The sequence below is a fragment of the Acinetobacter sp. YH01022 genome (genome assembly GCF_013420235.1).
GTDB lineage: Bacteria > Pseudomonadota > Gammaproteobacteria > Pseudomonadales > Moraxellaceae > Acinetobacter.
In genome coordinates this window covers 24,359-41,888 of sequence record NZ_VOYP01000028.1, presented here as the reverse complement: position 1 = coordinate 41,888, position 17,530 = coordinate 24,359, and the positions used below count along the sequence as shown (strand labels likewise).

Below are 17,530 nucleotides of genomic sequence, written 5' to 3'. Positions count from 1 at the left end.
GTCAGTGATTCACAGGTGCTTGGTGATTTACTTAATCAGATTCCACAAGATGAGCGGATTGACTCTGTTTATACCGATGGAGCTTATGACACCAAGCAATGCCGTCAGGTCATTGCAGATCGGCAAGCGCATGCGGTGATTCCACCTAGAAAAAATGCGAAACCATGGAAAGATACAAAGAGTAGCTCGCTAGAGCGAAATGAATTACTTCGAACAGTTAAACGTTTAGGCAGGACACTATGGAAAAAATGGTCAGGCTATCATCGGCGAAGTTTGGTTGAAACTAAGATGCATTGCATCAAATTATTAGGAGATAAACACAGTGCAAGGAGTTTTGATAGCCAAGTGAATGAGATCCATGCACGTGTAGCAGTCCTTAATAGATTTACGGAATTAGGTCGACCACTTACCCAAGTTACGCCTTAAATTTGGCTCAATTAGGGGCGCTTTGCATTTCAAATCTTTGTGCAACAAAGCCCTGGAAATGGGAAAAAGAAGTTGCAGGGCCATGTTCAGCTGCTTCTTTCGCAGAAGCTAATGTTGCCTGAACGGCCAGTGGAGCAGCCTGGGCAATATGTTCCGCCAGTTCAATGGCACGTTGTAATGGCGGTTCAGGGATAATTTCACTAATCAGGTTTAAATCCAGTGCTGTTGCTGCATCAAAGTGATCGCCAGTCAGTAAATAGCGCATGGCTTTGGACCAGCCCGCAGCCTGTACAAAACGCACGGTTGCACCGCCAAAGGGTAAAATGCCACGCTGTACTTCCATTTGTGAGAACTGGCAATTGTCCTGCGCAATGACGATATCGGCATTCAGCATCAACTCGATACCTGCGGTATAACAAATCCCTTGTACGGCAACAACCACCGGTTTCTTGCGTATTCTTGAGCTGGTACCCCAAGGGTTAATTTGCGCATGATCAAAATCAAATACGCCTGTTTCCAGTTTAGGTTGTAATTCAACCAAATCCAGTCCGGCAGTGAAATGATCACCATGGGCAAAAATAACTGCACAACGTAATTCCGTGTCATCTTCATATTCAGTTAAGGCCAGTGACAGATCATGAATCATATGGCTATCAAAGGCATTTCTTTTGGCAGTACGGTCGAGGCCAATCAGGAACAGAGACCCGCGAATTTCCCGACTGACTTTTCCTTGTTGTGGTGACATGGTTATTTTTCCAGATGAACTGTTTTTTTAGGTTTTAAACGCTTGTTAGAAAACTGTCAAATGAGTGCAGGCAAATTTTTCAATACTTTTGAAATGACACAATGTGCAGGTGAAAGCACAGTATTGATAGGCGAGGGATGAGACAAAATAGACATAATTTATCTTGCGTTCAGGGCTTTTTTTTTCATAATAGCAACACCTATTCGCTGTTTGATTATTGTCATGTCACCTCTAGAAATTGTTGCGGTTATTATTAGTCTGATTGGGGTGACACTCACCATTAAACGCAATATGTGGTGCTGGTGGTTTAACTTTGCAGCTTTTGTACTATATGCCTATCTCTTTTATCAATTCAAGCTCTATGGCGAAGCCATCTTGCAGCTCTTTTTCATCGTGGTGAACTTTTATGGATTCTATCACTGGCTGAAAGGCAAGCAGCAAGATCATGAAATTCGGATTGAGCCGATCGCCACAAAAACAGTGATTTTCCAAATGTTGCTGGCCGCGATTGGCGGTTTAATTTTCGGTTTAACGCTAAAGCATTTTACCGATGCCGCTGTGCCTATGCTGGATTCACAACTGGCTGCATTTAGCCTGCTGGCCACCTATTGGACCAGCCGTAAACATATTGCCACCTGGGTGTTGTGGGTTTTTGTCGATATTGTTTATGTCGGCATGTTTATTTATAAAGACTTATTCTTAACTGCTGCTTTGTATGCGGCTTTTGTTGGTCTGGCAGCTTTTGGCTGGTGGCAGTGGGAGCAGGTGAAAAAGAAACAGGCTTTGACTCAGTTCAAAGGTGTTTAAACCCTGAGGAGTAATGCATGCTGATCGACTTTACTCAATATCAGTTGCGCAGGTTTGACGAACTGGCAGCCCGAATTCAAGCCGAGCCGGAAAAATATCTCAACTTTGATTCTGTTTCTGACTTTTATAAAGCGGCCTGGTTGCAGGATTTTCCTCAAGGCACAACCTGGACTGCCACAGGTCTGGATGATGGTGCTGAACAGTTTGATGCGATCATTGAATATCGTGGGCATTTTCTCAGTATTTGCTGTGCCGAGAAAATAGTCATTCATTGTGGCATACGTGCTGAATAGTTTGGTATAGAGGGTCAATGACAACAGCTTTAAGATTTAATTAAATAAAGAGCTATAAAAATAGGCTAGATCAGTGATGATCGAATGGTTTAGAAAAATTTAAAACAACCACTAGAAAAACAAAGGATTAGAAAATATGGCACATCGTTTTACTGTGAATTCTACAATTCAGGGTGTTTCAATTGATCAGTTCAAGCGACTTGTAGCAAATACAGCCTTACACGAGGCAGTATGCCGACGTATTCCCGGGGAAAAACTGGAAATTATTGAATCGAAAACAAGCGGTGATATTTACACTTTACGCCGTGCCTATAACTTGGATGTCAACATTCCAGACATAGCGAAAAAATTCCTTAAAGATGCATTTCGAGTCAAACGTACCGATGTTACCGATTTAGCTGCATTAACTTCAAATATTACCTTGGGTGCAAATATGCCTTTAGAAGCGAATTGCGAACGTCTGGTGACAGGAGATGAGCAGAAAATTCACATTAGTCTGAATTGGCATGTCAAAGTAAAAGTCCCTTTGATTTCAGCTATGCTGGAAAAACATGCCGAAACAGAAATTCGCAAATTTAGCCAGCTGGAAATCCAGATTGTGGAAGATGAGTTAAAGAAAAGTTTAGTCGCTTAATCCATAAAAAGCTCTTCAACTGAAGTAATGCCAGTCAGTTAAGAAATTGATTGGCATTTTCTTTTTTAAATTCATGACTGTATTTGATATGTGGGAAAGTCATCCGCAACTGTTTGAGGCAGGACTACATAAAAAAATGATTGTTTCTGCGACGAATTTTCTGGTTGATGGTGGTTGACGAGTTTTGCGGATGACAAATGCCTTTGGTCTTACGAAGCAGTGCTTCTCAGGGCGAAACCAAAGTAACAAATGAGCTGCAAGAGTTTGATTTAAAACGGTAAGACTCCGCCATGAATTACGAAAAAATTAAAGAGTTTATTTCTAAACTCCTTAACTGATCAGCATTATTTCAACTGAAGGTTTTTTTTATAGTTAATCTTTAGCTAAATAACGCTATAACCTCACTTTTTTCCGTTCTCATGTAGTCTGCCAATCAACTTGTAATAATATGAATCAAACTTTTGCATGATGATAGCTGTCTTTATATATTAAACGCATCGGAACGCTCAAAACTCACGGCATTTTCATTTTATCAATAAAATCACTCTGATCTGTCACTCAATTAAAGCCGGATAAAATAGGGGGCAATAGATAGAACAACACCGATTGTGGTCAATAGACCAGTACTTTCTATAAAATAAGGGAAAATCATCAGAACCAAGCCACAGATCCAGGGCATGACCGCTTTTTGCTTTTTCCCATACAAAAAATAGCCTAAGCCTATAGAACTAAAAAGCACACCGAGCAGGAGTTGGGCAGTTGTCATATTTTTTATTGATAAAGAAATTTGGCAAATAATAATCAGGAAAAATTAAAAGGGGCTTAAAAGTTTGAGCATTTCGAACAGCATAAATCATTCATAAATATGCAATAGAAAGTTTAAAACTGAATATCACCCAGCACATTTTGAGGTTAATATTTCTATAGAATTTTGAATTGAAAAAGATAGTGATTCTGGCGTTATCGCTGGGTAAGGAAAAAATAGATGAGCACCATTTTAGCTGTTGCACAACGTGGTGAAAGCATTTTGACGTTAACAGCGGCAGAAGTGGCAAAGACTGAGTTGAATAGTCCTTGGCTAAAAGAACTTGCGGAAGCCATGCATGCCACCATGTTGGCGCGCAACGGCGTAGGGATCGCAGCCCCTCAGGTCTATGTGTCAAAACGGGTCATTATTGTGGCCTCACGTCCGAACCCGCGTTATCCCGATGCACCTGAAATGGATGCGCTGGTGATGGTAAATCCTGAAATTCTAGAAAAATCTGAGTTGACGGTTTTGGGTGAAGAGGGCTGTTTAAGTGTACCGGATGAGCGTGGGCAAGTCGCTCGTGCTGAAAGCATTAAGCTGCGTTATTGCACTTTAGAGGGTACAGTGGTAGAAACGACCTTGAGTGGTTTTCCTGCCCGAATTGTGCAACATGAAGTGGACCATTTGGATGGAGTGCTGTTTATCGACAGGATATAAGTATATATTGTTTGTTTTTTGTACTTTTGGTATAATTTTGAGCTAATAAAAAATCTATAAATTATAAAGATACAATAACGAACATGAAATTTTTTAGAAAAATATTCAGGCTGACTTTTCATTCCTGGGGCAGAGTCAAGTTTCATCTATTTGAATCCGATAATTTAATTATTAACTGGTCCAATTTTGACAAGGGCATATTGCTCTGCTTTTTTGGAGCATTTTGCCAAGTCAGCGCGATTAAATGGTATCTGTTTAGTTGCTATTCAGAAGAAAATCGGGTCTGGATTAATCATGACTTTTTTTTCGTCCGTATTAGTACGGTAGTTGCCACCTTAATTGTTTTTATCGGCATGATTGTGCTTAGCTACAGATATAAACACAATGCAAAATTCCGTCAATTTATTGCCTATTTTTCACCGGTGTTTTTTGGTGCAGTGATGATTTATGCAGGCTATACCGTGGGTATGTTTAGTCCTGCAACCATTGCCGGTTTTGTCAATATTGTGCTGATTGGCCTGGTCTATTATTCACGTAAAATGATCTATGGCATCGCCCTTTTTGCTTCTATTTTTACTATTGTTATCAGCTATTTAACTTTTAATGGGGTCATTCGCTATGCACCTGTGTTCAGTGATACCCTGACACATAGCGAGTTTTATCATAATCCGTTCTGGATCAAAAGTATGGCTGAGGTCTATCTGCCTATCTTGCTCACTTCAATTTTATTTTTTGAAATTTTGCTCTCGCAGTGGCGCCGTCGTGAAATGAAGATTAAAAAAATGAGTCAGACCGATGCGCTGACCAATGTCTTTAATCGTCGTTATATTGGGGAACAGCTCAGCACGTTGGAAAGCAGGAAAAAAGCGACCTATGCCGTGGTGTTGCTGGATTTGGACTATTTTAAAAAAATTAATGATGATTATGGTCATGAAACCGGAGATGCTGTTTTGCAGCGTGTAGCCACCATTTTATCTACCACAACGCGAATACAGGATGTGGTGGGGCGTTTTGGTGGTGAAGAGTTTATCCTGATTTTAAAAGATCAAAATTTGCAGCAGGCAATCGAGATTGCAGAACGCTGCCGAAAAATTATTGAACAGGAAGAATTTGAGCTGGAAACAGGGAAAATTTTAAAAACCAGTGCCAGTTTTGGGGTAGCTCTTTCTCAGGAAAATGCCAAAAAAGAACACATCATTCGTATGGCAGACCGGGCTTTATATTTAGCTAAACAAAAGGGACGTAATCAGGTGCGGAATTATTTAGAGTTAAACTTAAAGCCTGCTATTTAAGCTTGTATTGCTAGGGGTTCATGATCATAAATTGTAAAAATTTCCGACATATACTTTTAGCAGTTTTTCTCTTGATTCTATTGATACTTGAAAGTCCCCCTTTTTCAAAGGGGGATTTAGGGGGATTAAAAGATTCAAATAAAAAAATCCCCTCGAATGAGGGGATTTTTATTCATCTAATAATTACTGAACCGAATCATCCAAATTAGGCGCTAACCAACGCTTCGCCTCATCTAAAGTCCAGCCTTTACGTTTCGCATAATCCTCAAGCTGATCACCTGCAATCTTACCCACATTAAAGTATTGTGACTCAGGGTTCGCATAGTAGAAACCGCTCACTGATGAAGGTGGCCACATTGCAAAGCTTGAAGTTAATTGCGTACCAATCTTGTCAGTAGAACCTAACCAGTCAAACAACGGCGCTTTTTCAGAATGCTCAGGACAAGCCGGATAGCCCGGTGCAGGACGAATACCGACATACTTCTCTTTAATCAACTCTTCATTCGACAACTGTTCAGATGCCTGGTTGCCCCAGAACTCTTTACGAATACGTTCATGCAAGTGCTCTGCAAAAGCTTCGGCAAAACGGTCACCCAAAGATTGCACCAGAATGGCAGAGTAGTCATCGCCTTTGGCTTTGTATTCATTTGCTAATTCTTCTGCACCGAAAATCGAAACGGTGAAACCACCCAGGTAGTCATCCGCCACACCTTTAGGCGCAACAAAGTCCGCCAATGACAAGTTTGGTTTACCGGTGACTTTGTCAGACTGCTGACGGATATGCTGGAAAGTATGCGTAATAGTTGCGCCAGTTTCATCATAGACTTCAACACTGTCTGCACCTGAACGGTTGGCAGGATAGATGCCAAATACCGCACGTGCATCAAAGCGTTTGTTGTCGATGATGTCTTTCAGCATTTTCTGCGCTTGTTCATACAAATCAGTTGCTGCTTCACCCACAACTTCATCTTTCAGAATTGCAGGGAATTTACCTGCCAAGCTCCAGGAAATGAAGAACGGTGTCCAGTCAAAGTATTTAACCAAAGTTTCCAGAGGATAATTGGTCAGTGTTTGCGTACCAATGAAGTTTGGCTTCATAGGTGCGTTGGCTGCAAAGTCAATTTTCAAGCCATTTTCTACCGATTCTGCATAAGACAGTTTGGCTGCTTTCGGCTGTTTGTTGGCAATACGCTCACGCACTTTTTCATATTCAGCGCGAGTTTCTGCCACAAAGGCAGGTTTCATCTCTTTAGACAGCAGGGTAGTTGCTACACCCACCGCACGTGAAGCATCAGCTACGTAAATGACGGCATCATTTGAATATTGCGGATCAATTTTCACCGCAGTATGCGCTTTCGATGTAGTTGCACCGCCAATCATTAACGGTACATTGAAACCTTTACGCTGCATTTCTTTGGCAACGAAGACCATTTCATCCAAAGATGGGGTAATCAAGCCAGAAAGACCGATGATATCAACCTTCTCGTCAATTGCCGTTTGCAGAATCTTCTCGCACGGTACCATCACCCCAAGGTCGATGATGTCATAACCGTTACAGCCCAATACCACGCCAACAATATTCTTGCCGATATCGTGCACATCGCCTTTTACGGTCGCCATCAACACTTTACCTTTAGATTCACCGCCAGATTTTTCTGCTTCGATGTACGGGTTCAACCAAGCTACGGCTTGTTTCATCACGCGGGCAGATTTCACCACTTGCGGCAGGAACATTTTCCCTGAACCGAACAGGTCACCGACCACGTTCATGCCGTCCATCAGTGGACCTTCAATCACATCCAGCGGACGTTTTGATTTTAAACGCGCTTCTTCGGTGTCTTCATCAATAAAGGTGGTAATACCTTTGACCAGTGCATATTCAAGGCGTTTTTCAACTGACTCATTGCGCCATTCAAGATTTTCAACAGCTTTTTGTGCGCCAGCCTGACCGCGATATTGCTCAGCCACTTCAAGCAGCTTTTCAGTCGCTTCTTGGCCGCTTTCACCCTGGTTTTGGTTCAGGATGACATCTTCAACTGCAGCTTTCAATTCGGCAGGGATGTCATCGTAAATTGCCATTTGACCAGCGTTTACGATCCCCATGGTCATGCCTTGCTTGATGGCATGGTAAAGGAATACCGAGTGAATCGCTTCACGTACCGGCTCGTTACCACGGAATGAGAACGATACGTTGGACACGCCACCGGAAATCATGGCATGCGGAAGGTTCTGTTTAATCCAGCCGGTCGCTTCAATGAAGTCCACGGCATAGTTATTGTGTTCTTCAATACCAGTTGCCACAGCAAACACGTTCGGGTCAAAGATGATGTCTTCAGCCGGGAAGCCGACTTCATTCACTAAAACATCGTATGAACGCTTACAGATTTCACGTTTACGTGCGGCAGTATCGGCCTGACCATCTTCGTCAAATGCCATCACGATCACGGCTGCACCGTACTGACGGCAAAGGCGTGCTTTATGGACAAACTCGTCATAACCTTCTTTTAAGGAAATCGAGTTGACGACCGGTTTGCCTTGTACGCATTTCAAGCCCGCTTCAATGATTTCCCATTTAGATGAGTCAATCATGATGGGTACACGTGAAATTTCCGGTTCAGAGGCGACCAGATTCAGGAAGTGCACCATTGCACCTTGTGAATCGAGCATGCCTTCATCCATGTTGATGTCGATAATTTGCGCACCGGCTTCAACCTGCTGCTGTGCGACTTCTAATGCTTCAGCAAAGTTTTCTTCACGAATCAAACGCAGGAATTTTTTCGAACCGGTGACGTTGGTACGTTCACCGACGTTGACGAATAAAGATTCTTCTGTGATGTTAAATGGTTCTAAACCGCTTAAACGGCAAGCTGGTTTGGTTTCAGGAACCTGACGTGGCTTGATGTCTTTTACTGCGTTGGCAATGGCGCGGATATGATCCGGTGTGGTACCGCAGCAGCCGCCAGTAATGTTGATTAAACCGCTCTCGGCAAATTCTTTCAGGAAGGCAGCAGTTTGTTCCGGAGTCTCATCATAACCACCGAAGGCATTTGGCAAGCCTGCGTTTGGATGGGCAGATACGAATACATCGGCAACGTCAGACACCGTTTTTACGTGTGGACGCATGGCATCTGCACCCAGAGCACAGTTAAAGCCAATTGATAACAAATCACCGTGACGAACCGAGTTCCAGAATGCTTCTGCGGTTTGGCCTGTTAATGTACGGCCTGAAGCATCGGTAATCGTCCCTGAAATCATCAATGGCAATTCATAGCCAATCTGGTTAAAGACTTCTTTTACTGCAAAGATCGCCGCTTTACAGTTCAAGGTATCGAATACGGTTTCAATCAGCAGAATATCTGCACCGCCTTCAATCAGCGCATGCGCCGCTTCGATATAGTTTTCTTTTAATTCATCAAAGGTGATGTTACGGAAAGCAGGGTCGTTTACATTCGGTGAAATCGAACAGGTACGCGATGTCGGCCCAAGTACACCGGCAACAAAACGCGGTTTGTCTGGGGTTGAATACTTTTGGCAGGCTTCTTTGGCAATACGTGCCGCTTCACGGTTAATTTCCGGAACCAGATCTTCCATGTGGTAATCCGACATAGAAACACGTGTACCGTTGAAACTGTTGGTTTCAATGATGTCGGCACCCGCTTCCAGATAAGCTTCGTGAATACCCTGGATAATGTGTGGCTGGGTCAACACCAAAAGGTCATTGTTGCCTTTCAGGTCAGATGCCCAGTCAGCAAAACGCTCACCACGGTAGTCAGCTTCTTCGAGTTTGTGACGCTGAATCATGGTGCCCATCGCACCGTCGATAATCAGAATCCGTTGAGCGAGCAGCTCTTTTAGGGTGGCAAGCGTGGACATAAATAACCCCAATCCGGTGGAATATAAAATCGGCAAATATATTAACAGAATTCAATCCAGTTTTATTGATATTCGCAGGCCAGGGGCACGCACTATATATTAGGTTGTTGAATAATTAGACATATTTATTGCCAAGTATAATGAGGGTCTGTTGACATTTCATAAATGGCTTGCGTTGTAGGCTAAAATTGAGCAGACAAGGAATGAAATGCAAAGAATGGTGGTTCCATTTTTAAATTTCATGACGAAGTCTGAGATAATTTTAGCCACAACCTGAGCCAGAACAAAGCACTGCTTTGTTTGCAGCGCAAGGCGCAGCTAGGAACTAGAGTATTTTTGATGCTACGTCGTTGTGAACTACGCATTTAGAATGACTAAATTTCGTATTTCACGCCTCGTATCCTCTAAAAAATACTCGTAGTCGCAAACATAGACGAATTGTCAACAGACCCTAATATAAATGCTTGGAATGCTTCACGAATTTGTCATATTAATCAGGCATGATGGAAAATGGGCAATAGGCAGGAGCAAATATGACAATAAATATGAATTTATATCAGATAAGCTGAAACATTGATTTTCAAAATAAATAACAGTGAATTATGTGCTCTAACCAATTGATTTATTTTATTAAAGTGAAATAATTTGATGGGTTTTGGTGAGTGCATAACAGTAAATAAAGTATGAAAAACTGCTTTATATGACAGCTCTTTGTCATATAATTGTCACAATTAAATTGAACAATAAGGGGATTTTATTATCCCTTTGAACCGTCTGCATGAATTCTAATATTCCTCCCGTCCAAAATCAGGTGCCATCAGCACCAGCGAAATCGACGAATGTGCATGTTGCTACACCGAAATTTTTTATGCCGGTGTTTCTCACGGTTATTATTTCAACTTTAGTGTATATCGGTTTTCAGCTTTCGACCGATTTGGCGCATGTGCCAGCATTAAGTTTATATTCCGTTATTTTTTTGGCGACTGCTTTATTAATTGCTTTAGGCTTTGAATTTGTTAATGGTTTTCATGACACGGCCAACGCAGTCGCAACTGTTATTTATACCAATGCCTTATCTGCACCTGTTGCCGTAATGTGGGCAGGCTTCTGTAACTTCCTAGGGGTAATGGTGGCAAGTGGTGCTGTCGCTTACGGCATTATTGCTTTATTACCTGTAGAACTGATTATGAATGTCGGTTCTGGCGCAGGCTTTGCCATGGTTTTTGCCATGCTGATTGCTGCGATTCTCTGGAATTTGGGTACCTGGTTCATGGGTATTCCGGCATCAAGCTCACATACTCTAATCGGTTCGATTTTAGGTGTGGGTATTATGAACTACCTGCTTCATTCAGGCGCTGGCGCAAGCGGTATAGATATGGAACAGGTGATGAAAGTAGGCAAAGCACTGCTATTTTCTCCGCTGATCGGTTTTGCTTTTGCTGCTGTCCTGTTTTTACTGGTGAAAAAAATCTTCCGTAAACAGTTAGAGCTCTTTCATCCGCCTGAAGGTAACAAGCCGCCACCCCCTTTAATTCGTGCGATTTTGATTTTCACCTGTACTGGTGTGAGTTTCGCGCATGGTTCAAATGACGGTCAAAAAGGCATGGGCTTGATTATGCTGATTTTGATTGGTTGTGTACCATTGGCTTATTCTTTAAATAAGAATTTAGACAGTGCACATATTCAGTCTTTTGAGCAATTGTCTCAGCAAACGGCTGCTGCTATTTATCCTCAGCATGAAAATATTACGGATGATCAAGCTCGTGCTGTGATTACCAAATATATTCAAACCAAAGAAGTGAACCCTGAAGTGGTTCCTGCTTTAGCGAGCTTGACAGATCATTTGGGCGAACGTGTTGCCAAATATGGTGATATTCACACTATTCCAGAGGCTGAAGTTTCTGCGATCCGCAATGATATGTATCTCAGCACGACTGCATTTAAGCGTTTAGATAAAGCTGAGCAGCTTCCTGAAATGTCAAAAGATCAAAGCAAGCTAGTTAAAGAATATCGTAAAAACCTGGATTCATTCCTGCAGTACATTCCAACCTGGGTGAAAGTGGCTGTTGCCCTGGCATTAGGTCTGGGTACGATGGTGGGCTGGAAACGTATTGTGGTCACTGTAGGTGAACGTATTGGTAAAAACCATATGACTTATGGTCAAGGCATGTCAGCCGAACTTGTTGCGATGACTACTATTGCTGCAGCAGATGGTTTTGGTATGCCGGTATCAACCACACACGTTTTGAACAGTGCAGTTGCAGGTACCATGGTAGCCAATAAATCAGGTTTGAATTTGCAAATGGTACGTACGATTTTATCGGCATGGGTCTTCACTTTACCAGCGACCATCTGTTTATCTGGTGGTTTGTACTGGCTATTCTTACAGTTCGTTTAAGACTTCTGTTAGAAACAAAAAACGCTGCAATTGCAGCGTTTTTTTATGTCTTTCAGTGTTTTATTATCAAAAGAAAATCAAACTGCAAATATCCTTCATTTGTTTTTGTTTGACCTTCACTTGCACCTTGGTTTAAAGCCATACTTCCCATCTTCCTAAAGAAGAGGGGAAGCTTTGTGATTATTTCTTTAACTTGCGTAGCACCTTATTAATCGGCAATTTTTCGTTGGCAAAGCCATACAGTGCGGCAAAAGGCAGAGCGGTGCGGGCCAAATAAGGCACACGCCACAATCCGCCATGGTTGGCGCCTTTCATCATCAGTTCCAGCGGATGATCCAGATGGGTTTCCGGATTGGCAACCGACTCTGGATGACGCAGGTCATAAATCCATAAGGCAGCCATTAAGGCATTGGTGGTTTCAGGGCTAAACGATTCCACATCGAACAGGCTGGCACCATTAAAGGCCGCTTTCAATAACGGATTTTTGGTCACTGAATGGGTCGTGGTAGACGGCGCAATATTGATACTGACCCGTTGTCCATAATGACGCGCCAGTGTTGCACGCCATTGTTGGATCCGTTTGGCCAAAGCATAGTTTGGGCCTTGCTCGACCACCAGACAGTCCGCAATGCCATATTCCTGACCATTGTCGGAAGGAATGAGCATATGTAGATTCTGCTGGAAAAAGCGCTTAGCGGTAACGGCTGAAATGCCTTTACTCATAAGCTGCCGGACTTTGGAACGACATTGGAACTTGTCATAAGATGCTTCAACTACTTCCTTCGGAATGGCATAGACATCGGTTGGCGTGCACATGAACATCAAACTGGTATCCGATTTTTGCTCACTGACATATTCCATGATGCTGTCCATGGCCATGGCAACACGGACATGCTTTTCACCATCGAGATAGGCAATGGCAGCCAGGTCAAGCTGACGTTCACTTTGGCTTAACCAATGGGCAATTTCAGGAGTTTGAGTGAGCAAGTCTGCGCCTAATTTTTCTTTCAGCACTGTACTTGAAGTATCTTCTGCCAGTTTTTCCGTGCAAGGTGCATAAAGTGTGGCATTGCCTTGCTGAATGGTGTTGAGGATTCTGTCCCACACCCGGGTATTGGGTAAATCTACTGCGACAATATTGGCTTTCCAGCGTGCCAGCCAGGTCAGCGGACCGGCTTCAGACCCTGCACCAAATAGCACCATGGTACGGTCAGAAAGATCAAACCATTCTGGATGTGCCTGTGCCGTACGCAGGGCATCGGCATGGCTGCATTCGATAATGCCTGCATCTTGCCAGATCTGGATTTGATCCAGTAAAGCCTGGCCTTGTAATTTTTGCCCTTTATAAGGGACATACCATTCTGGTGCAGCATCACTTTCACCTTTGAGCTGAATGGTATACAAGGTGGCGGTATCAACATCTTTCATGATGTCTTTCAATAAATAGCGTTGACCATCACGATAAAAGTCAAAGCTATGATGGGCTTTATGCAAGCCTTGTTTTGCAATGGTAATAGAGTTGTTGATGGTGTGAATGCCTTGTTCCACCAAGGCCTTGAAGTAAATAGGATAGTTCTTGCGCCAATTTTTTTCGGCAAGTGCATACATGGAAGACTTGTTGTCGACTATAGACAGGGCTTCAGCAATAATTTCTTTGCCTGTTTGTGAGGTACTGGCCTTTTTGCTGGTGGGATTAATCGGGAATTGAAGACCATTTAATGAAGTGGACATGCAAAAGATCTCTTTTTTTTGCGCATTAATATACAGATGTCTACATTATCTATGCCAAATTGATTTGAGGGGTAGCATTTAATGACAAAATTATGTAAATATTCTTTTAGAAATAAACAATAAAAAAGGAGCATTGCGCTCCTAAATAGTTAAATGTCAGCAATACGCCTTATTGCGCAAACCTGCAATTTTTAAGCATATATGCAGGGTGATTCTATCCTTCTCAATATCCTTAAAAAGGAAATTGCATCAATTTATTCAAAAAGTGGCCAATAAGCCGTGGTTCAATAATGATGGTCATGATTACTCCATAAGCTGCGCCCCATAAATGCGCACTATGGTTGATATTGGAATTACCACGTTTACCTGACCAGACGCTATAAGCGACATACAGGACGGCAAAAATAATCGCCGGTACGGGAATAAAAAACACAAAGATCAATTTCCACGGTTCAAACAGAATATAGGCAAAAAGGACCGCAGACACTGCACCAGAGGCACCCAAGCTGGCCCAGCGATGATCATTTTTATGTTCTAAATAACTTGGAATAATTGCTGCAATCAGCCCGCCCAAATAAAACAGCACAAAGCCTAGATCGTACATATATTGCCGATAAAAACTTTCAATCACGCTGCCAAAAAAGAACAGGGTAATCATGTTGAATAACAGGTGAGTCCCATCTGCATGCACAAAACCATGGGTAATAAAACGATCATATTGTCCACGCTGCATCGCGGGTGGCCAGAAAATGAGTCGGCTCATGACTTTCTGGTTTGAAAATGCAATCAGCGAGATAATAACGGTAATAAGAATTAGTGTAACGGTATGGTTAAAAGGTAAATCCAACATAAAAGCAAGTTCTACATTTCAAAATTTATCGTTCATAATGCCATTAAATGGCAGCTTAAGTGGAACTTTCACAATAAATCCGACAATTTTAGTTGAATTTATGAAATTACCCCGCATCTTCAGTTAAAATGGACACTTCAGCTTGAGGAAAAATTGTTATGTCGACTGAGAACACCAGCACTGCAGTTGTAGAAGAGATTCCAAACTTATTGATTACTCCGACTGCTCAAGAGTATTTAAAGGATTTGTTAGAAAAGCAAAACACACCCGGTATTGGGGTGCGTGTTTTTGTGGAAAATCCTGGTACGCCACGTGCTGAATGTTGCATGGCATATAGTGCACCTGACGAAGTTGTGCCAACCGACTATAAACAGGATTACCCGGATTTCCCGGCATTTATTGATACTCCGTCAATTCCGTATTTGCTGGATGCTGTAATTGATTACAATAAAGACCGTTTTGGCGGTCAATTAACCTTCCGTGCACCTAATTCAAAAGTACCACGTGTCGGTCCGGATGCATCGGTAGAAGAACGTATCACTTATGTGCTTCAGTCCGAAATTAACCCGGGACTTGCAGGACATGGTGGTAACTGTGCACTGGTTGAAGTGGTTGAAGATGAAGAACACGGTTTAACTGCAGTACTGAAATTTGGTGGTGGCTGCCAGGGTTGTTCATCAATTGATTTAACGTTAAAACAGGGTGTAGAAACCACCTTGAAACAGCATGTTCCTGAATTGATGCGTGTGGTTGACCAAACCGACCACAGCAACACCGAAGGTGCTTATTTTAAATAAGACCGAATAATTTCAAAAAATAACCTCCAGAATGGAGGTTATTTTTTATATGGGGGATAAGAAAGCTACATCATGCGACTTTTTTATTTATATAGTTCTTATTAAGCATCAAGATTTAAAATTTTCTGTGCAGTTTCGGCATAATAAAATTTCTCTAAATAGGCTCTGGCACGTTCACGTAGATAGGCAGATGAAACCAGTTTTTGCACGACAGGTGCCAGCAACTGCTGCAATTCATGTTGAATCAGGGCTTCATCAATATTCAGATCACGCAGTAATAAATCAAAAGGGCGTTCCTGATTGCGGATATACCAGGCATAGACACCATCATGAACCTGCTGTTTCAGGTAATCCGTTTGACGGATGTGATCCCAGATTTCATGGCCTAAATTCACCGTGTTACCGAGATCCTGAACTTCAATATAATTTTTCAGTACCGTTAAAGGCATATCCTTGACTTTATGCCAAAGGTTGGCCTGGAAATGATAGAGCTTTTCGTTATCAAAGTGCTGATTCAGAACATGCTCACTCATTTGGCTCAGTTTTAAAATATTCTTTTGCAAATAATGTGCAATGGTTTCATCCAGATTTGAATCGGTCACTGTTTCTAACACCGATTTGCCCATTTTCATAAAACGCGACACGCCAGGCACCCGTTTGGCCATGACTGAATTATCCATATAGTCTTGAATGGAGTGCTGAATGAGCTGGGTAATCATGGCGGAAAAAGCAGGATTATTGACCACCTTTTTAATCAAGCGTTGACGGTGATCACTTTTGCCCGCGACATATTGGGCAATTTTGTCGATGGTTAAAACCGGAATGACATCCGCGATTTTAGTATCTTCATTAAGCGGATGAACCAAGGCAAAATGCAGATGCTCAGCGATTTGTTCAATCAAAAAGCTACTCGCTGGCGTGGCTAAAATCTGCTTTTGCAAAAGTGTATTAATTTGCTCAAAGGACCAGATCTGTTGCAGTGGCTGTTTTCTAAACCATTGATAAAAATTCAGGAATTCGGTTTCAATCGTGGCAGTATGTGAAAACTCTTGTTCTAAAAAGTCAAGATGAGCTTCAATTAACTGCTCAATCATCGGATGTTTTTGCATACTGTCTCGAAAAAATTAATTTAATGGAATAAGTTTATCCGCAAGCGGGTTTTTCATCTTCTGGGTTTTGGCAAGAAAAGGTAAATAATGTGCTGCCACTTCCTGCTCTGCTTCCAAAATTGGCATATGTCCCACATTGTTAAGAATGACAGGAGCCTCGGCGCGTTTCAATAACGATTTTAATTCATTTGCCACTTCGACATTAATAATCTTGTCCTGTTTACCCCAAAGAATCAGGGTAGGTGCTTCCACCGTTCGAGTCAGACGGGCAAAGGATTCTGGCGTATAAATGCGGTTTAGTGCCACCAGCTGATCAATCAGTTTGCCATTCTTTGCTGCCTGAGTAATCAGGTAGTTCTCTTGGGCAGATTTTACGGCCTTAGGTAAGCTGGGTGGATTTTGCATGACCCGATGCATCACCTGTTCAAGATCGCCAGGTTTGGACACAATCAGCTGTTTCAGGGTCAGCGGATCTTTAGAATAACGGGTATTGGCCTGGGTATAAATACCGGCGCTATTGAGCAGAAACAGGCTTTGCGTATCAAACGGATATTGTGATGCATACACAGTGGCAATCGATCCACCCAGGGAATGTCCGGCCACATTCAACTTATCTTCGACATCAATGGCTTCGACAAAACGACGCAAGTTTTCTGTTACATTGGGTACAGAAGCATCAAAATTTTCAGGTGTTCTGGTTTCACCATTATTGGGTAAGTCGGGAATCACCACACGATAGTAAGGCGTTAAAAAATGAGCCACCCGATTCCAGTTGTCGCGATTTCCGGCTAAACCATGAATGAGCAGAATGGTCGGTTTTTGCCGTGAACCCCCTTCATTATAGGCCCAGGTAATCTCACCGACTTTAATGGTTTTAGCTTTTAAACCCGCTTCACTGCGCTCCTGGATCAGATAGTTTTGTAAATTTATTTTTTCTATATTCACTTTATTGTTTTGAGCCATAGTCATGCCTGTAAAACTGCAGGCACTCACCAAACAGAGGTTGCGTACAAATCGAGCAAAATTTGAACCAGGCTGTGTCATTGACGATCATCCTTGAAGACTCATGACGATAATATTTATAAATCAGGAATAAAAATATTTAATTTC

At 42.3% G+C, this 17,530-nt stretch carries 15 protein-coding genes; 8 read left to right on the top strand and 7 right to left on the bottom strand.

The features are described 5' to 3' along the window. A partial coding sequence (locus tag FTT87_RS11010; RefSeq protein WP_180174859.1) for an IS5 family transposase occupies positions 1 to 426 on the top strand: 426 nt, incomplete at its 5' end. A gap of 7 nt (positions 427 to 433) precedes the next feature. On the opposite strand, the gene FTT87_RS11005 is transcribed toward FTT87_RS11010, so the two are convergent. Continuing rightward, entirely contained in the window at positions 434 to 1,171 is a 738-nt protein-coding gene (locus FTT87_RS11005) for a crotonase/enoyl-CoA hydratase family protein (RefSeq protein ID WP_180082117.1), read from the bottom strand. A 222-nt stretch (positions 1,172 to 1,393) separates the two neighbouring features. Between FTT87_RS11005 and pnuC the strand changes: the two genes are divergently transcribed. The 3 genes from pnuC to FTT87_RS10990 all read left to right on the top strand — a co-directional run bounded on the left by pnuC (position 1,394) and on the right by FTT87_RS10990 (position 2,905). Further along, a complete protein-coding gene (pnuC, locus tag FTT87_RS11000; RefSeq protein WP_180082116.1) occupies positions 1,394 to 1,978 on the top strand; it encodes a nicotinamide riboside transporter PnuC in 585 nt (194 codons plus the stop codon). A 17-nt stretch (positions 1,979 to 1,995) separates the two neighbouring features. Further along, positions 1,996 to 2,271: a hypothetical protein gene (locus FTT87_RS10995; RefSeq protein WP_180082115.1), complete on the top strand. Its 276-nt coding sequence runs from the start codon at positions 1,996 to 1,998 to the stop codon at positions 2,269 to 2,271. Positions 2,272 to 2,407: 136 nt separating this feature from the next. Continuing rightward, positions 2,408 to 2,905, top strand: a complete 498-nt coding sequence (locus FTT87_RS10990; RefSeq protein ID WP_180082114.1) for a DUF2505 family protein — start codon at positions 2,408 to 2,410, stop codon at positions 2,903 to 2,905. Positions 2,906 to 3,467: 562 nt separating this feature from the next. Here the strand turns inward: FTT87_RS10990 and FTT87_RS16050 are convergent. Next, entirely contained in the window at positions 3,468 to 3,671 is a 204-nt protein-coding gene (locus FTT87_RS16050) for an amino acid transport protein (RefSeq protein ID WP_166167563.1), read from the bottom strand. Positions 3,672 to 3,890: 219 nt separating this feature from the next. Between FTT87_RS16050 and def the strand changes: the two genes are divergently transcribed. Both def and FTT87_RS10980 read left to right on the top strand, forming a co-directional pair. Then, positions 3,891 to 4,370 (top strand): peptide deformylase, encoded by a 480-nt coding sequence (gene def, locus FTT87_RS10985; protein ID WP_180082113.1) that lies wholly within the window; start codon positions 3,891 to 3,893, stop codon positions 4,368 to 4,370. Between the two features lie 200 nt (positions 4,371 to 4,570). Beyond that, positions 4,571 to 5,662, top strand: a complete 1,092-nt coding sequence (locus tag FTT87_RS10980) for a GGDEF domain-containing protein (protein ID WP_180082112.1) — start codon at positions 4,571 to 4,573, stop codon at positions 5,660 to 5,662. A 183-nt stretch (positions 5,663 to 5,845) separates the two neighbouring features. Here the strand turns inward: FTT87_RS10980 and metH are convergent, their stop codons facing one another. Further along, positions 5,846 to 9,535, bottom strand: a complete 3,690-nt coding sequence (gene metH, locus FTT87_RS10975; RefSeq protein ID WP_180174858.1) for a methionine synthase — start codon at positions 9,533 to 9,535, stop codon at positions 5,846 to 5,848. Between the two features lie 778 nt (positions 9,536 to 10,313). Between metH and FTT87_RS10970 the strand changes: the two genes are divergently transcribed. Next, positions 10,314 to 11,933, top strand: a complete 1,620-nt coding sequence (locus FTT87_RS10970; RefSeq protein ID WP_180082110.1) for an inorganic phosphate transporter — start codon at positions 10,314 to 10,316, stop codon at positions 11,931 to 11,933. A 180-nt stretch (positions 11,934 to 12,113) separates the two neighbouring features. On the opposite strand, the gene FTT87_RS10965 is transcribed toward FTT87_RS10970, so the two are convergent. Together FTT87_RS10965 and FTT87_RS10960 are read right to left on the bottom strand one after the other, a co-directional pair. Beyond that, a complete protein-coding gene (locus FTT87_RS10965; RefSeq protein WP_180082109.1) occupies positions 12,114 to 13,664 on the bottom strand; it encodes a hypothetical protein in 1,551 nt (516 codons plus the stop codon). A 232-nt stretch (positions 13,665 to 13,896) separates the two neighbouring features. Beyond that, entirely contained in the window at positions 13,897 to 14,514 is a 618-nt protein-coding gene (locus tag FTT87_RS10960) for a rhomboid family intramembrane serine protease (protein WP_166167542.1), read from the bottom strand. Positions 14,515 to 14,672: 158 nt separating this feature from the next. Between FTT87_RS10960 and nfuA the strand changes: the two genes are divergently transcribed. Next, entirely contained in the window at positions 14,673 to 15,311 is a 639-nt protein-coding gene (nfuA, locus tag FTT87_RS10955; RefSeq protein ID WP_086195944.1) for a Fe-S biogenesis protein NfuA, read from the top strand. A 101-nt stretch (positions 15,312 to 15,412) separates the two neighbouring features. Here nfuA and FTT87_RS10950 read toward each other — a convergent pair whose 3' ends face one another. Next, positions 15,413 to 16,420, bottom strand: coding sequence for a hypothetical protein (locus FTT87_RS10950; RefSeq protein ID WP_180082108.1), 1,008 nt, complete (start codon positions 16,418 to 16,420; stop codon positions 15,413 to 15,415). A 15-nt stretch (positions 16,421 to 16,435) separates the two neighbouring features. After that, complete coding sequence (locus tag FTT87_RS10945; protein ID WP_373423520.1) at positions 16,436 to 17,389, bottom strand: alpha/beta fold hydrolase; 954 nt, start codon at positions 17,387 to 17,389, stop codon at positions 16,436 to 16,438. Between the last annotated feature and the right edge of the window lie 141 nt (positions 17,390 to 17,530).

Coding starts and splice junctions, on each gene's coding strand:
- FTT87_RS11005 (WP_180082117.1), bottom strand. CDS start 1,171: ATGTCACCACAACAAGGAAAAGTCAGTCGGGAAATTCGCGGGTCTCTG.
- pnuC (WP_180082116.1), top strand. CDS start 1,394: ATGTCACCTCTAGAAATTGTTGCGGTTATTATTAGTCTGATTGGGGTG.
- FTT87_RS10995 (WP_180082115.1), top strand. CDS start 1,996: ATGCTGATCGACTTTACTCAATATCAGTTGCGCAGGTTTGACGAACTG.
- FTT87_RS10990 (WP_180082114.1), top strand. CDS start 2,408: ATGGCACATCGTTTTACTGTGAATTCTACAATTCAGGGTGTTTCAATT.
- FTT87_RS16050 (WP_166167563.1), bottom strand. CDS start 3,671: ATGACAACTGCCCAACTCCTGCTCGGTGTGCTTTTTAGTTCTATAGGC.
- def (WP_180082113.1), top strand. CDS start 3,891: ATGAGCACCATTTTAGCTGTTGCACAACGTGGTGAAAGCATTTTGACG.
- metH (WP_180174858.1), bottom strand. CDS start 9,535: ATGTCCACGCTTGCCACCCTAAAAGAGCTGCTCGCTCAACGGATTCTG.
- FTT87_RS10970 (WP_180082110.1), top strand. CDS start 10,314: ATGAATTCTAATATTCCTCCCGTCCAAAATCAGGTGCCATCAGCACCA.
- FTT87_RS10965 (WP_180082109.1), bottom strand. CDS start 13,664: ATGTCCACTTCATTAAATGGTCTTCAATTCCCGATTAATCCCACCAGC.
- FTT87_RS10960 (WP_166167542.1), bottom strand. CDS start 14,514: ATGTTGGATTTACCTTTTAACCATACCGTTACACTAATTCTTATTACC.
- nfuA (WP_086195944.1), top strand. CDS start 14,673: ATGTCGACTGAGAACACCAGCACTGCAGTTGTAGAAGAGATTCCAAAC.
- FTT87_RS10950 (WP_180082108.1), bottom strand. CDS start 16,420: ATGCAAAAACATCCGATGATTGAGCAGTTAATTGAAGCTCATCTTGAC.
- FTT87_RS10945 (WP_373423520.1), bottom strand. CDS start 17,389: ATGACTATGGCTCAAAACAATAAAGTGAATATAGAAAAAATAAATTTA.